Annotated in this window: 24 protein-coding genes; 23 read left to right on the top strand and 1 reads right to left on the bottom strand. The window is 65.4% G+C overall.

All coding sequences use genetic code 11. The features are described from left to right. Window positions 1-10: 10 nt before the first annotated feature. Entirely contained in the window at window positions 11-469 is a 459-nt protein-coding gene (locus OHA03_RS10410; protein ID WP_267003012.1) for a GNAT family N-acetyltransferase, read from the bottom strand. 542 nt (window positions 470-1,011) lie between these two features. Between OHA03_RS10410 and rpsJ the strand changes: the two genes are divergently transcribed. The 23 genes from rpsJ (at window position 1,012) to OHA03_RS10295 (ending at window position 12,894) form a co-directional block, all read left to right on the top strand. After that, entirely contained in the window at window positions 1,012-1,320 is a 309-nt protein-coding gene (gene rpsJ / locus OHA03_RS10405) for a 30S ribosomal protein S10 (RefSeq protein WP_003948644.1), read from the top strand. A gap of 13 nt (window positions 1,321-1,333) precedes the next feature. After that, window positions 1,334-1,978: a 50S ribosomal protein L3 gene (rplC, locus tag OHA03_RS10400; RefSeq protein ID WP_030914132.1), complete on the top strand. Its 645-nt coding sequence runs from the start codon at window positions 1,334-1,336 to the stop codon at window positions 1,976-1,978. Between the two features lie 4 nt (window positions 1,979-1,982). Then, window positions 1,983-2,633: a 50S ribosomal protein L4 gene (gene rplD, locus OHA03_RS10395; protein ID WP_030914133.1), complete on the top strand. Its 651-nt coding sequence runs from the start codon at window positions 1,983-1,985 to the stop codon at window positions 2,631-2,633. Continuing rightward, window positions 2,633-2,956: a 50S ribosomal protein L23 gene (gene rplW, locus OHA03_RS10390; protein WP_030914135.1), complete on the top strand. Its 324-nt coding sequence runs from the start codon at window positions 2,633-2,635 to the stop codon at window positions 2,954-2,956. Before rplD ends, rplW begins: the two co-directional genes overlap by 1 nt. A 40-nt stretch (window positions 2,957-2,996) precedes the next feature. Continuing rightward, entirely contained in the window at window positions 2,997-3,833 is an 837-nt protein-coding gene (gene rplB / locus OHA03_RS10385; protein ID WP_267003009.1) for a 50S ribosomal protein L2, read from the top strand. A 12-nt stretch (window positions 3,834-3,845) separates the two neighbouring features. Then, window positions 3,846-4,127: a 30S ribosomal protein S19 gene (rpsS, locus tag OHA03_RS10380; RefSeq protein ID WP_003966956.1), complete on the top strand. Its 282-nt coding sequence runs from the start codon at window positions 3,846-3,848 to the stop codon at window positions 4,125-4,127. 40 nt (window positions 4,128-4,167) lie between these two features. After that, window positions 4,168-4,515 carry a 50S ribosomal protein L22 gene (gene rplV, locus OHA03_RS10375; RefSeq protein WP_004571827.1) on the top strand — a complete coding sequence of 116 codons (348 nt, stop codon included), beginning with the start codon at window positions 4,168-4,170 and terminating at the stop codon, window positions 4,513-4,515. Beyond that, window positions 4,515-5,351, top strand: a complete 837-nt coding sequence (gene rpsC, locus OHA03_RS10370) for a 30S ribosomal protein S3 (RefSeq protein ID WP_030914139.1) — start codon at window positions 4,515-4,517, stop codon at window positions 5,349-5,351. The genes rplV and rpsC overlap by 1 nt, the downstream gene beginning before the upstream one ends. Before the next feature lie 5 nt (window positions 5,352-5,356). Beyond that, on the top strand, window positions 5,357-5,776 hold the full coding sequence (gene rplP / locus OHA03_RS10365) for a 50S ribosomal protein L16 (protein ID WP_014047785.1): 420 nt from the start codon (window positions 5,357-5,359) through the stop codon (window positions 5,774-5,776). Continuing rightward, window positions 5,776-6,000 carry a 50S ribosomal protein L29 gene (gene rpmC / locus OHA03_RS10360; protein WP_015035581.1) on the top strand — a complete coding sequence of 75 codons (225 nt, stop codon included), beginning with the start codon at window positions 5,776-5,778 and terminating at the stop codon, window positions 5,998-6,000. The genes rplP and rpmC overlap by 1 nt, the downstream gene beginning before the upstream one ends. After that, window positions 6,000-6,284, top strand: coding sequence for a 30S ribosomal protein S17 (gene rpsQ / locus OHA03_RS10355; RefSeq protein ID WP_030977953.1), 285 nt, complete (start codon window positions 6,000-6,002; stop codon window positions 6,282-6,284). Before rpmC ends, rpsQ begins: the two co-directional genes overlap by 1 nt. Window positions 6,285-6,390: 106 nt before the next feature. Next, entirely contained in the window at window positions 6,391-6,759 is a 369-nt protein-coding gene (gene rplN / locus OHA03_RS10350) for a 50S ribosomal protein L14 (protein ID WP_003966950.1), read from the top strand. Window positions 6,760-6,761: 2 nt separating this feature from the next. Next, window positions 6,762-7,085 carry a 50S ribosomal protein L24 gene (rplX, locus tag OHA03_RS10345; protein WP_266982596.1) on the top strand — a complete coding sequence of 108 codons (324 nt, stop codon included), beginning with the start codon at window positions 6,762-6,764 and terminating at the stop codon, window positions 7,083-7,085. Then, on the top strand, window positions 7,085-7,642 hold the full coding sequence (rplE, locus tag OHA03_RS10340) for a 50S ribosomal protein L5 (protein WP_006126888.1): 558 nt from the start codon (window positions 7,085-7,087) through the stop codon (window positions 7,640-7,642). Before rplX ends, rplE begins: the two co-directional genes overlap by 1 nt. Window positions 7,643-7,644: 2 nt before the next feature. Further along, window positions 7,645-7,830, top strand: coding sequence for a type Z 30S ribosomal protein S14 (locus OHA03_RS10335; protein ID WP_003948630.1), 186 nt, complete (start codon window positions 7,645-7,647; stop codon window positions 7,828-7,830). A 224-nt stretch (window positions 7,831-8,054) separates the two neighbouring features. Then, entirely contained in the window at window positions 8,055-8,453 is a 399-nt protein-coding gene (rpsH, locus tag OHA03_RS10330; protein WP_005313538.1) for a 30S ribosomal protein S8, read from the top strand. 21 nt (window positions 8,454-8,474) lie between these two features. Next, complete coding sequence (gene rplF / locus OHA03_RS10325; protein WP_267003005.1) at window positions 8,475-9,014, top strand: 50S ribosomal protein L6; 540 nt, start codon at window positions 8,475-8,477, stop codon at window positions 9,012-9,014. A 2-nt stretch (window positions 9,015-9,016) separates the two neighbouring features. Then, window positions 9,017-9,400, top strand: a complete 384-nt coding sequence (rplR, locus tag OHA03_RS10320; RefSeq protein ID WP_030914149.1) for a 50S ribosomal protein L18 — start codon at window positions 9,017-9,019, stop codon at window positions 9,398-9,400. A gap of 47 nt (window positions 9,401-9,447) precedes the next feature. Next, a complete protein-coding gene (gene rpsE / locus OHA03_RS10315; protein ID WP_030977962.1) occupies window positions 9,448-10,053 on the top strand; it encodes a 30S ribosomal protein S5 in 606 nt (201 codons plus the stop codon). Further along, window positions 10,053-10,235 (top strand): 50S ribosomal protein L30, encoded by a 183-nt coding sequence (gene rpmD, locus OHA03_RS10310; RefSeq protein ID WP_018550611.1) that lies wholly within the window; start codon window positions 10,053-10,055, stop codon window positions 10,233-10,235. The genes rpsE and rpmD overlap by 1 nt, the downstream gene beginning before the upstream one ends. 1 nt (window position 10,236) lies before the next feature. Then, window positions 10,237-10,692, top strand: a complete 456-nt coding sequence (gene rplO, locus OHA03_RS10305; protein WP_018550610.1) for a 50S ribosomal protein L15 — start codon at window positions 10,237-10,239, stop codon at window positions 10,690-10,692. 223 nt (window positions 10,693-10,915) lie between these two features. Further along, the gene (gene secY / locus OHA03_RS10300; RefSeq protein ID WP_030914158.1) at window positions 10,916-12,235 is read left to right on the top strand and encodes a preprotein translocase subunit SecY; all 1,320 of its coding nucleotides are present in this window, start codon (window positions 10,916-10,918) and stop codon (window positions 12,233-12,235) included. Beyond that, the gene (locus tag OHA03_RS10295) at window positions 12,235-12,894 is read left to right on the top strand and encodes an adenylate kinase (protein WP_030977966.1); all 660 of its coding nucleotides are present in this window, start codon (window positions 12,235-12,237) and stop codon (window positions 12,892-12,894) included. Before secY ends, OHA03_RS10295 begins: the two co-directional genes overlap by 1 nt. Window positions 12,895-12,997: the final 103 nt, after the last annotated feature.

Genomic DNA, 12,997 nt, shown 5'->3' with positions numbered 1-12,997 from the left:
AGTGTCGCTGCTACACGCCGGAGCGGCGCACCAGATAGACATCGATCGGGTCCTCGTGCTCCAGCGTGAACCCGTGACGTTCGTACAGCCGACGTGCCGCGCTGCCCTGCAAGACATCGAGGCGGACGTCCGCCCCGTCCGCGTCGGCGCGCTCCAGCAGGGTCCGCAGGACGGCTGAGCCGATCCCCCGGCCATGGATCGCGGGGGAGAGGTAGAAGTTCTCCAGCCACCAGCCGTCCTCGACCGGACGCATGGTGACGCAGCCGGCGAACTCGCCGTCCGCGAGGACGACCGAGGTGTGCTCGGGCGCGAAGATGTCCCGCAGCCGTTGCCGTACGCGATGTTCGTCGTACCGGCCGAGGCGCTCCAGATCCGGGTGCATGACGAGGGCCCGGAGTTCGGTCATGGCCTCGAGATCCGCCGGTTCCGCCGGGCGCAGCGTCCAGGCCGGCTTGGTGATCGTATCCATGGCCGGAGTATTCCAGCGGCTGTGAGGCAGGCCGGATCGGGCCCGGTCACGGGCGTGCGGCGTGCTGTTGGTCACGGTGGCGGGCCGGGCCGGAATGGCCGTGTCCGGACCTGTCGGCGTCGCCGCAGCTCCCCGGCGACGTCCGGCCGCGTTTGACCAGTCGGCCACGGGGGGTAAGATCCTCCGCCCGATTGGCCAGCGCCGTGCAGCATATGGCACACTGACCAGGTTGCTCGGTTGAGTGTCAATGCTGCACGCCTCCCGCCGGGAGGACTGGAAGCGAGTCCCACAGTACTCGTCGGCCCCATGCGGGCCGGACGTACGGGAATCTTCCGGGAAGTGACAGTGGGGCGCCGACCAGGCACCCGGTGGGTGTTCCGCCCCCGGTTCCGCGGTCTCATGGCCCGCACCCCCTTGGTTGGGAATTCCTTCGGGAATTCTGCGTAGAGGGGATGCGACACGCCCGACCGCGTGGGTCGGAGGTGGAGTTACGAGAGCCCTCGGGTTCCAGAGCGTTACGAGAGACAGGACTACTAGTAGCCATGGCGGGACAGAAGATCCGCATCCGGCTCAAGGCCTACGACCACGAGGTCATCGACTCCTCGGCGAAGAAGATCGTCGAGACGGTGACCCGCACTGGTGCGTCGGTCGCGGGCCCGGTGCCGCTGCCCACTGAGAAGAACGTGTACTGCGTCATCAAGTCGCCGCACAAGTACAAGGACTCGCGCGAGCACTTCGAGATGCGCACGCACAAGCGCCTCATCGACATCCTCGACCCCACGCCGAAGACGGTTGACTCGCTCATGCGTCTCGACCTGCCGGCCGGCGTCGACATCGAGATCAAGCTCTGAGGTGACGCGCGAGATGGCTAAGAACATTAAGGGCGTCCTGGGCGAGAAGCTCGGCATGACCCAGGTCTGGGACGAGAACAACCGGGTTGTCCCGGTGACCGTCGTCAAGGCCGGGCCCTGCGTCGTCACCCAGGTCCGCACGAACGACAGCGACGGCTACGAGTCGGTCCAGATCGCCTTCGGCGAGATCGACCCGCGCAAGGTGAACAAGCCCCTCAAGGGCCACTTCGCCAAGGCCGACGTGACCCCGCGCCGCCACCTGGTGGAGCTCCGCACCCCTGACGCCAGCGAGTACACGCTGGGCCAGGAGGTCACTGCCGCAGTGTTCGAGTCCGGCGTCAAGGTTGACGTCACGGGCAAGAGCAAGGGCAAGGGCTTCGCCGGTGTGATGAAGCGCCACAACTTCAAGGGTGGCAAGGCGTCCCACGGTGCCCACCGTGTGCACCGCATGCCCGGCTCCATCGGTGGCTGTGCCACCCCCGGCCGTGTCTTCAAGGGCATGCGCATGGCGGGTCGCATGGGCAACGAGCGCGTCACCACCCAGAACCTGACCATCCACGCGGTTGACGCGGAGAAGGGTCTGCTCCTCATCAAGGGCGCAGTCCCCGGTCCGAACGGCGGCCTCGTCCTGGTCCGTACCGCGGCCAAGGGGGCTTGAGGTAATGAGCACCATTGACATCCTTTCGCCGGCAGGCGACAAGGCCGGTACCGTCGAGCTCCCCGCGGAGATCTTCGACGCGAAGACCAGCGTTCCGCTGATCCACCAGGTCGTTGTCGCTCAGCTGGCAGCTGCCCGTCAGGGCACGCACAAGACCAAGCGTCGCGGCGAAGTCCGTGGTGGTGGCCGCAAGCCGTACCGCCAGAAGGGCACCGGCCGCGCCCGCCAGGGTTCGACCCGTGCGCCGCAGTTCGTCGGCGGTGGCGTCGTCCACGGTCCGCAGCCGCGTGACTACTCGCAGCGCACCCCGAAGAAGATGAAGGCCGCCGCCCTGCGCGGTGCCCTCTCCGACCGGGCACGCCACTCCCGCATCCACGTCGTCACCGGCGTGGTCGACGGTGCAGTCTCCACGAAGGCAGCCAAGACGCTGTTCGGCAAGATCTCGGAGCGTAAGAACCTGCTCCTGGTCGTCGACCGCGCCGACGAGGCCGCGTGGCTGTCCGCCCGCAACCTGCCCCAGGTGCACATCCTGGAGCCGGGCCAGCTCAACACGTACGACGTGATCGTCTCCGACGACGTGGTCTTCACCCAGGCCGCTTTCGAGTCCTTCGTGTCTGGCCCCAAGGCCGATGAGACCGAAGGGAGCGACGCCTGATGAGCGAGGCGACCGTAACCAGCAAGACCTTCACGGACCCGCGCGACGTTCTCGTCAAGCCGGTCGTTTCCGAGAAGAGCTACGCGCTGCTCGACGAGAACAAGTACACGTTCATCGTCGCGCCCGGCTCCAACAAGACCCAGATCAAGCAGGCCGTGGAAGCGGTCTTCTCGGTCAAGGTCACCGGGGTCAACACGATCAACCGGCAGGGTAAGCGCAAGCGCACCAAGACCGGTTTCGGCAAGCGCGCCGACACCAAGCGCGCCATCGTGACCCTCGCCGAGGGCGACCGTATCGACATCTTCGGCGGTCCGACCGCCTAAGGGCGGTCTGGATCGTCCGAAATCGGACGAGGACTGAGAAATGGGTATCCGCAAGTACAAGCCGACGACCCCGGGCCGTCGTGGCTCCAGCGTCGCCGACTTTGTCGAGATCACGCGGTCCACGCCGGAGAAGTCGCTGGTCCGCCCCCTGCACAGCAAGGGCGGCCGTAACAACGCCGGTCGTGTGACCGTTCGCCACCAGGGCGGTGGCCACAAGCGCGCCTACCGAGTGATCGACTTCCGTCGTCACGACAAGGACGGCGTGCCGGCCAAGGTCGCGCACATCGAGTACGACCCGAACCGCACCGCGCGCATCGCGCTCCTGCACTACGCGGACGGCGAGAAGCGCTACATCATCGCGCCGCGTGGACTGTCGCAGGGCGACCGTGTCGAGAACGGCCCGGCCGCCGACATCAAGCCCGGCAACAACCTGGCGCTGCGCAACATCCCGGTCGGTACGACCCTCCACGCCATCGAGCTGCGGCCCGGCGGCGGCGCGAAGTTCGCCCGTTCCGCGGGTGCCTCCGTGCAGCTGCTGGCGAAGGAGGGCACCATGGCCCACCTTCGTATGCCGTCGGGTGAAATCCGCCTGGTCGACGCCCGCTGCCGCGCCACGATCGGCGAGGTCGGCAACGCCGAGCAGTCGAACATCAACTGGGGCAAGGCCGGCCGCATGCGCTGGAAGGGCGTTCGCCCGACCGTCCGCGGTGTCGCGATGAACCCGGTTGACCACCCGCACGGTGGTGGTGAAGGCAAGACCTCCGGTGGTCGCCACCCGGTCTCGCCGTGGGGTCAGAAGGAGGGTCGTACTCGCTCGCCGAAGAAGGCATCGAGCAAGTACATCGTCCGCCGCCGCAAGACGAACAAGAAGCGCTAGGAGCGGGTTTAGATGCCGCGCAGTCTCAAGAAGGGGCCCTTCGTCGACGGCCACCTCATCAAGAAGGTGGACGTACAGAACGAGGCAGGCACCAAGAACGTCATCAAGACCTGGTCCCGTCGCTCGATGATCGTCCCGGCCATGCTGGGTCACACCATCGCGGTGCACAACGGCAAGATTCATGTCCCGGTGTTCGTCACCGAGTCGATGGTCGGCCACAAGCTCGGCGAGTTCTCGCCGACTCGCACCTTCCGCGGCCACGTCAAGGACGACCGGAAGTCGAAGCGCCGCTAACGCGGGGTGACTGACTATGACTTACACCGAAGGGACAACCATGGAAGCCAGGGCCCAGGCGCGGTACATCCGCGTCACGCCCATGAAGGCCCGCCGCGTGGTGGACCTCATCCGTGGCATGGATGCCACGGAGGCTCAGGCGGTCCTGCGTTTCGCCCCGCAGGCCGCGAGCGTGCCGGTTGGCAAGGTGCTTGACAGCGCCATTGCCAACGCTGCACACAACTACGACCACACCGACGCCTCTTCGCTGGTCATCAGCGAGGCGTACGTGGACGAGGGCCCGACCCTGAAGCGGTTCCGTCCGCGTGCTCAGGGCCGTGCCTACCGGATCCGTAAGCGGACCAGCCACATCACCGTGGTCGTCAGCAGCAAGGAAGGAACCCGGTAATGGGCCAGAAGGTAAACCCGCACGGGTTCCGGCTCGGCATTACCACGGACTTCAAGTCCCGTTGGTACGCCGACAAGCTGTACAAGGACTACGTCAAGGAAGACGTCGCCATTCGTCGCATGATGACGAAGGGCATGGAGCGAGCCGGCATCTCGAAGGTTGAGATCGAGCGCACCCGCGACCGCGTCCGCGTTGACATCCACACCGCCCGCCCGGGCATCGTCATCGGTCGCCGTGGCGCCGAGGCCGACCGCATCCGTGGCGAGCTGGAGAAGCTGACCGGCAAGCAGGTCCAGCTGAACATCCTCGAGGTCAAGAACCCCGAGGTGGACGCTCAGCTGGTGGCCCAGGCCGTCGCCGAGCAGCTCTCCTCCCGCGTCTCCTTCCGTCGTGCGATGCGCAAGAGCATGCAGAGCTCGATGAAGGCCGGCGCCAAGGGCATCAAGATCCAGTGCGGTGGCCGCCTCGGTGGCGCCGAGATGTCCCGCTCGGAGTTCTACCGCGAGGGCCGTGTGCCCCTGCACACGCTCCGTGCGAACGTCGACTACGGCTTCTTCGAGGCCAAGACGACCTTCGGCCGCATCGGTGTGAAGGTCTGGATCTACAAGGGCGACGTCAAGAACATCGCCGAGGTCCGCGCCGAGAACGCTGCTGCCCGCGCTGGCAACCGCCCGGCCCGTGGCGGCGCTGACCGCCCGGCCGGCCGTGGTGGCCGTGGTGGCGAGCGTGGCGGTCGCGGTCGCAAGCCGCAGCAGTCCGCGCCGGCAGCCGAGGCCCCCAAGGCCGAGGCTCCCGCCGCCGCTGCTCCGGCTGAGAGCACCGGAACGGAGGCCTGACCGAAATGCTGATCCCCCGTAGGGTCAAGCACCGCAAGCAGCACCACCCGAAGCGCAGCGGTATGTCCAAGGGTGGCACGCAGGTTGCGTTCGGCGAGTACGGCATCCAGGCGCTGACCCCGGCGTACGTGACGAACCGCCAGATCGAGGCAGCTCGTATCGCGATGACCCGCCACATCAAGCGTGGCGGCAAGGTCTGGATCAACATCTACCCGGACCGCCCCCTGACGAAGAAGCCTGCCGAGACCCGCATGGGTTCCGGTAAGGGTTCTCCCGAGTGGTGGATCGCGAACGTCAAGCCCGGTCGGGTGATGTTCGAGCTGTCCTACCCGAACGAGAAGATTGCTCGTGAGGCGCTTACCCGCGCTGCTCACAAGCTTCCGATGAAGTGCCGGATCGTTCGGCGCGAGGCAGGTGAGTCGTGATGTCGGCCGGTACCAAGGCGTCCGAGCTGCGCGAGCTGGGCAACGAGGAGCTCCTCAACAAGCTCCGCGAGGCCAAGGAAGAGCTGTTCAATCTCCGCTTTCAGGCGGCGACCGGTCAGCTCGAGAACCACGGCCGGCTCAAGTCCGTCCGTAAGGACATCGCCCGGATCTACACCCTGATGCGCGAGCGCGAGCTGGGCATCGAGACGGTGGAGAGCGCCTGATGAGCGAGAAGACTGTGACTGAGACGAACACCGACCGCGGTTTCCGCAAGACCCGTGAGGGTCTGGTCGTCAGCGACAAGATGGACAAGACCGTCGTCGTCGCTGTCGAGGACCGTGTCAAGCACGCGCTGTACGGCAAGGTCATCCGCCGTACGAACAAGCTCAAGGCTCACGACGAGCAGAACGCCGCCGGCGTCGGCGACCGTGTCCTCCTCATGGAGACCCGGCCGCTGTCCGCCACGAAGCGGTGGCGCGTCGTCGAGATCCTCGAGAAGGCCAAGTAATTCCTGAGGGGCACTCCCCTCAGGCAAGTTCCGCCAGGCTCGGTGGGGTTCGGATCCACACAGGTTCGAACCCCGCCGGGAACCGGCAGACGATCAGGAGATAGACGTGATCCAGCAGGAGTCGCGACTTCGCGTCGCCGACAACACGGGTGCGAAGGAAATCCTCACCATCCGTGTTCTCGGTGGTTCGGGTCGCCGCTACGCGGGCATCGGTGACGTCATCGTCGCCACCGTCAAGGACGCGATCCCCGGTGGCAACGTGAAGAAGGGTGACGTCGTCAAGGCCGTCATCGTTCGCACCGTCAAGGAGCGTCGTCGTCAGGATGGCTCGTACATCCGCTTCGACGAGAACGCCGCCGTCATTCTGAAGAACGACGGCGACCCCCGCGGCACCCGTATCTTCGGCCCGGTGGGCCGTGAGCTGCGCGAGAAGAAGTTCATGAAGATCATCTCGCTCGCGCCGGAGGTGCTGTAAGCATGAAGATCAAGAAGGGCGACCTGGTTCAGGTCATCACCGGTAAGGACAAGGGCAAGCAGGGCAAGGTCATCGTGGCCTATCCCGTGCAGAACCGTGTCCTCGTCGAGGGTGTCAACCGGGTCAAGAAGCACACGAAGGCCGGTCAGACGGCTCGCGGCTCGCAGACCGGTGGCATTGTCACCACCGAGGCCCCGATCCACGTCAGCAACGTTCAGCTGATCGTGGAGAAGGACGGCAAGAAGGTCGTCACCCGCGTCGGCTACCGCTTTGACGACGAGGGCAAGAAGATCCGCGTTGCCAAGCGGACCGGTGAGGACATCTGATGACTGCCACCACTGCGCCGCGTCTGAAGACGCGCTACCGCGAGGAAATCGCCGGCAAGCTGCGTGAGGAGTTCTCGTACGAGAACGTCATGCAGGTTCCCGGTCTGGTCAAGATCGTGGTCAACATGGGTGTGGGCGACGCCGCCCGCGACTCCAAGCTGATCGATGGCGCCGTGCGCGACCTCACCACGATCACCGGCCAGAAGCCGGCCGTCACCAAGGCCCGCAAGTCCATCGCGCAGTTCAAGCTGCGCGAGGGTCAGCCGATCGGCTGCCACGTCACCCTCCGTGGTGACCGGATGTGGGAGTTCCTGGACCGTACGCTGTCGCTCGCGCTGCCGCGTATCCGTGACTTCCGTGGCCTGTCGCCGAAGCAGTTCGACGGCCGTGGCAACTACACCTTCGGTCTCACGGAGCAGGTCATGTTCCACGAGATCGACCAGGACAAGATCGACCGGGTCCGGGGCATGGACATCACCGTGGTCACCACGGCGACCAATGACGACGAGGGTCGTGCCCTCCTTCGTCACCTCGGCTTCCCGTTCAAGGAGAACTGACCGTGGCGAAGAAGGCTCTGATCGCTAAGGCCGCCCGTAAGCCGAAGTTCGGCGTTCGCGGGTACACCCGCTGCCAGCGCTGCGGCCGGCCCCACTCCGTCTACCGCAAGTTCGGCCTGTGCCGCGTGTGCCTTCGTGAGATGGCTCACCGTGGCGAGCTGCCGGGCGTGACCAAGAGTTCCTGGTAATTCTTCTTCGCCCTCTGGGCGTTGGGAATTGACGGAAGCTCTCGGTAAGCATCTGGTCGGCAGGAGTCCGGCCTCACATGCCGTAGGCTTGTGGGGTTGGGCGCCTGCCGCCCAAGACCGACTTACTACGCCGTAGGTCCCCGCACCGCACCCGTCCCGCCACTGAGTGGGGAGAGGGATGGCGCATACAGGAAACCCCGGCGAGAGAGGCCGAAGGCCAATTCATGACCATGACTGATCCCATCGCAGACATGCTCACGCGTCTGCGTAACGCGAACTCGGCGTACCACGACTCCGTCGTGATGCCGCACAGCAAGATCAAGTCGCACATCGCGGAGATCCTCCAGCAGGAGGGCTTCATCACGGGCTGGAAGGTCGAGGACGCCGAGGTTGGCAAGAACCTCGTCCTCGAGCTGAAGTTCGGCCCGAACCGCGAGCGCTCGATCGCCGGCATCAAGCGAATCTCGAAGCCGGGTCTGCGTGTATACGCAAAGTCCACCAACCTGCCGAAGGTCCTCGGCGGCCTGGGCGTGGCGATCATCTCCACGTCCCACGGTCTCCTGACCGGCCAGCAGGCTCAGAAGAAGGGCGTAGGTGGGGAAGTCCTCGCCTACGTCTGGTAGTCGGGAACGGAGGAATAGCTAATGTCGCGAATCGGCAAGCTCCCCATCCAGGTTCCCGCCGGTGTGGACGTCACCATCGATGGCCGTACGGTCGCGGTGAAGGGCCCCAAGGGTTCCCTCTCGCACACCGTTGCGTCGCCGATCGAGGTCACCAAGGGTGAGGACGGCGTCCTGAACGTCGTCCGCCCGAACGACGAGCGTCAGAACAAGGCCCTTCACGGCCTGTCCCGCACGCTGGTGGCGAACATGATCACCGGTGTGACCCAGGGATACACCAAGGCGCTCGAGATCAGTGGTGTCGGTTACCGAGTCCAGGCGAAGGGCTCCAACCTGGAGTTCGCCCTGGGCTACAGCCACCCGATCCTGATCGAGGCCCCGGAGGGCATCACCTTCAAGGTGGAGTCCCCCACGAAGTTCTCCGTCGAGGGCATCGACAAGCAGAAGGTCGGCGAGACCGCGGCCAAGATCCGCAAGCTGCGGAAGCCTGACCCGTACAAGGCCAAGGGCGTCAAGTACGCCGGCGAGGTCATCCGCCGCAAGGTCGGAAAGGCTGGTAAGTAGCCATGGCATACGGCGTAAAGATCGCCAAGGGCGACGCGTACAAGCGCGCTGCCCTCAAGCGTCGCCACATCCGCGTCCGCAAGCACATCTCCGGTTCGCCGGAGCGTCCCCGCTTGGTCGTGACGCGTTCCAACCGCCACATGGTCGCTCAGGTCATCGACGACATCGCGGGCCACACGCTCGCGTCGGCGTCGACCCTGGACGTGTCCATCCGTGGTGGCGAGGGTGACAAGAGCGCCCAGGCCAAGCAGGTCGGCGCCCTGGTCGCCGAGCGCGCCAAGGCTGCAGGCGTCGAGGCCGTCGTGTTTGACCGCGGTGGCAACCAGTACGCCGGGCGGATTGCCGCTCTGGCTGACGCCGCCCGTGAAGCCGGGCTGAAGTTCTAAGCCCCGGTTCCTACGCACAGCGGACGTAACAGAGAGAGGTAAATCCAATGGCTGGACCCCAGCGCCGCGGAAGCGGTGCCGGTGGCGGCGAGCGGCGGGACCGGAAGGGCCGTGACGGCGGCGCAGCTGCCGCCGAGAAGACCGCGTACGTTGAGCGCGTTGTCGCGATCAACCGCGTCGCCAAGGTTGTGAAGGGTGGTCGTCGCTTCAGCTTCACCGCGCTGGTCGTGGTGGGCGATGGTGACGGCACCGTCGGTGTCGGTTACGGCAAGGCCAAGGAAGTTCCCGCGGCCATTGCCAAGGGCGTGGAAGAAGCCAAGAAGAACTTCTTCAAGGTTCCGCGTATCCAGGGCACCATCCCTCACCCGATCACGGGTGAGCGGGCCGCGGGTGTCGTGCTGCTGAAGCCGGCTTCCCCCGGTACCGGTGTTATCGCCGGTGGCCCGGTGCGCGCCGTTCTGGAGTGCGCCGGCGTTCACGACATCCTGTCGAAGTCGCTTGGCTCGTCCAACGCGATCAACATCGTGCACGCGACCGTGGCGGCCCTCAAGGGTCTGCAGCGTCCCGAGGAGATCGCGGCTCGCCGTGGTCTGCCCCTCGAGGACGTCGCCCCCGCGGCTCTGCTTCGTGCACGTGCGGGAGCGGGTGCGTAATGGCTCGCCTCAAGATCACGCAGACGAAGTCGTACATCGGTAGCAAGCAGAACCACCGCGACACCCTTCGTTCGCTCGGGCTCAAGCGCCTGCACGACGTGGTTGTCAAGGAGGACCGCCCCGAGTTCCGCGGAATGGTGCACACCGTCCGCCACCTCGTGACGGTTGAGGAGGTCGACTGACATGGCGGAGAACAAGCCGCTGAAGGCCCACGACCTCCGGCCTGCCCCGGGCGCCAAGACCGCCAAGACCCGTGTGGGTCGTGGTGAAGCGTCCAAGGGTAAGACCGCTGGTCGTGGTACCAAGGGCACGAAGGCCCGCTACCAGGTTCCGGAGCGCTTCGAGGGTGGCCAGATGCCCCTCCACATGCGTCTCCCGAAGCTCAAGGGCTTCAAGAACCCGTTCCGCACCGAGTACCAGGTCGTGAACCTGGACAAGCTCGCGACGCTCTACCCCGAGGGTGGAGAGGTCACCGTGGCCGACCTGGTCGCCAAGGGTGCGGTGCGCAACAACCACCTCGTCAAGGTCCTCGGACAGGGCGAGATCTCCGTGGCGCTGCAGGTTTCGGTTGACGCCGTCTCCGGCTCCGCCAAGGAGAAGATTGCCGCCGCCGGCGGCACCGTCACTGAGCTCGTCTGAGACAACTCGGACAACTCGATGGCCTGAACATCCGACCGGGGATGCCTCTTATTTGGGGCATCCCCGGTTGGTCGTTCCTAGGGGGGCATGGTCGCCGGTAAGGTGGCCAGCACTGTTGCTGTGGTAACCCCTGGGCCCACGCCCAGGAATCTTTGACTGTTACGTATTCGTCGATCCTCAAGACCGTCACCTCTCGCTCTGCGCGGGGGTCGCAGGAGGCACCGTGCTCACCGCGTTCGCCCGGGCGTTCAAGACGCCCGACCTGCGCAAGAAGCTGCTCTTCACGCTCGGCATCATCGTGCTCTACCGGCTCGGGGCACACATCCCGGTACCGGGAGTGAGCTACGAGAACGTCCAGACCTGTGTTGACCAGGCAAGTAAGGGCAACAACAGCCTCTTCGGCCTGGTGAACATGTTCAGCGGTGGTGCACTGCTGCAGATCACGATCTTCGCGCTCGGCATCATGCCGTACATCACGGCCAGCATCATTCTTCAGCTGCTGACCGTGGTCATTCCCCGACTCGAGGCGCTCAAGAAGGAGGGGCAGTCCGGCCAGGCCAAGATCACGCAGTACACGCGTTATCTGACCGTCGCGCTCGCCATCCTCCAGGGCACCGGCCTGGTGGCCACCGCCACCAGCGGCGCACTGTTCAGCGGCTGCCCGGTCGCCGACCAGATCGTCCCGAACCACTCCATCTTCACGACCATCGTCATGGTGGTCACGATGACCGCGGGTACCGCCGCCGTCATGTGGCTCGGTGAGCTCATCACCGACCGCGGCATCGGCAACGGCATGTCGATCCTCATGTTCATCTCGATCGCCGCCAGCTTCCCCGGCGCCCTGTGGGCCATCAAGCAGAGCGGCAAGCTGGCCGACGGCTGGATCGAGTTCGGCACCGTCATCCTGGTCGGCTTCGTGATGGTGGCCCTCGTGGTCTTCGTCGAGCAGGCCCAGCGTCGGATTCCGGTGCAGTACGCGAAGCGCATGATCGGCCGCAGGTCCTACGGGGGTACGTCCACGTACATCCCGCTGAAGGTGAATCAGGCGGGTGTGATTCCCGTCATCTTCGCTTCTTCGCTGCTCTACATCCCGGCCCTGATCGTCCAGTTCTCCAACTCCACGGCGGGCTGGGCCACATGGATCAAGGACCACTTCGTCAAGGGCGACCACCCGTACTACATCACGGCGTACTTCCTGTTGATCGTCTTCTTCGCCTTCTTCTATGTGGCGATTTCGTTCAACCCCGAGGAAGTCGCCGACAACATGAAGAAGTATGGTGGCTTCATCCCGGGTATCCGGGCTGGTCGACCTACTGCCGAGTACCTGAGCTACGTGCTCAACAGGATTACTTGGCCGGGCTCGCTGTACCTGGGTCTGATCGCTCTGGTGCCGACGATGGCGTTGGCAGGCTTCGGTGGCGCTAACCAGAACTTCCCGTTCGGCGGGACGAGCATCCTCATCATCGTGGGTGTGGGTCTGGAGACCGTGAAGCAGATTGAGAGTCAGCTCCAGCAGCGCAATTACGAAGGGTTCCTCCGCTGATGCGAATCGTCCTCGTCGGGCCGCCCGGTGCCGGCAAGGGAACGCAGGCTGCGTACCTTGCCAAGAACCTGTCGATTCCGCAGATCTCCACGGGCGACCTCTTCCGCGCCAACATCAGCCAGGGCACTGACCTTGGCAAGCAGGCCCGCGCCTACATGGACGCAGGCCAGCTGGTGCCGGACGAGGTCACCATCGGGATGGCCAAGGACCGCATGGCCCAGCCGGACGCCGCGAACGGGTTCCTGCTCGACGGCTTCCCCCGCAACGTGGGACAGGCCGAGGCCCTTGACGCGATGCTCAAGGACGAGGGCGCCAAGCTGGACGCGGTCCTGGACCTGGAGGTCCCCGAGGACGAGGTGGTCAAGCGCATTGCCGGCCGCCGCATCTGCCGGAACGACGGTTCGCACGTCTTCCACGTCACGTACAACCAGCCGAAGACCGAGGGTGTCTGCGACATCTGCGGCGGCGAGCTGTATCAGCGTGACGACGACACGGAGGACACGGTCCGGACCCGGCTCGAGGTCTACCACACGCAGACCGAGCCGATCATCGATTACTACCGGTCCCAGGGCCTGGTGGTCACGATCTCCGCGCTCGGCAAGGTCACGGACGTGACCGAGCGGGCGATGGAGGCCCTCAAGAAGTCCGGCGAGGACTGAGGAAACACCCGTAGTAGCTGTACGGCCGGCCGCGGCGTCCTTGGGCGCCGCGGCCGGCTCTGTTTGCGCCGTATCGTGGAGTACGCCGCAGCACCCGTCACCC

It is taken from the genome of Streptomyces sp. NBC_00154 (assembly GCF_026342835.1).
Classification (GTDB): domain Bacteria; phylum Actinomycetota; class Actinomycetes; order Streptomycetales; family Streptomycetaceae; genus Streptomyces.
Note: the sequence above shows the minus strand (reverse complement) of the source record. Positions and strands in the feature narration are given on the sequence as shown.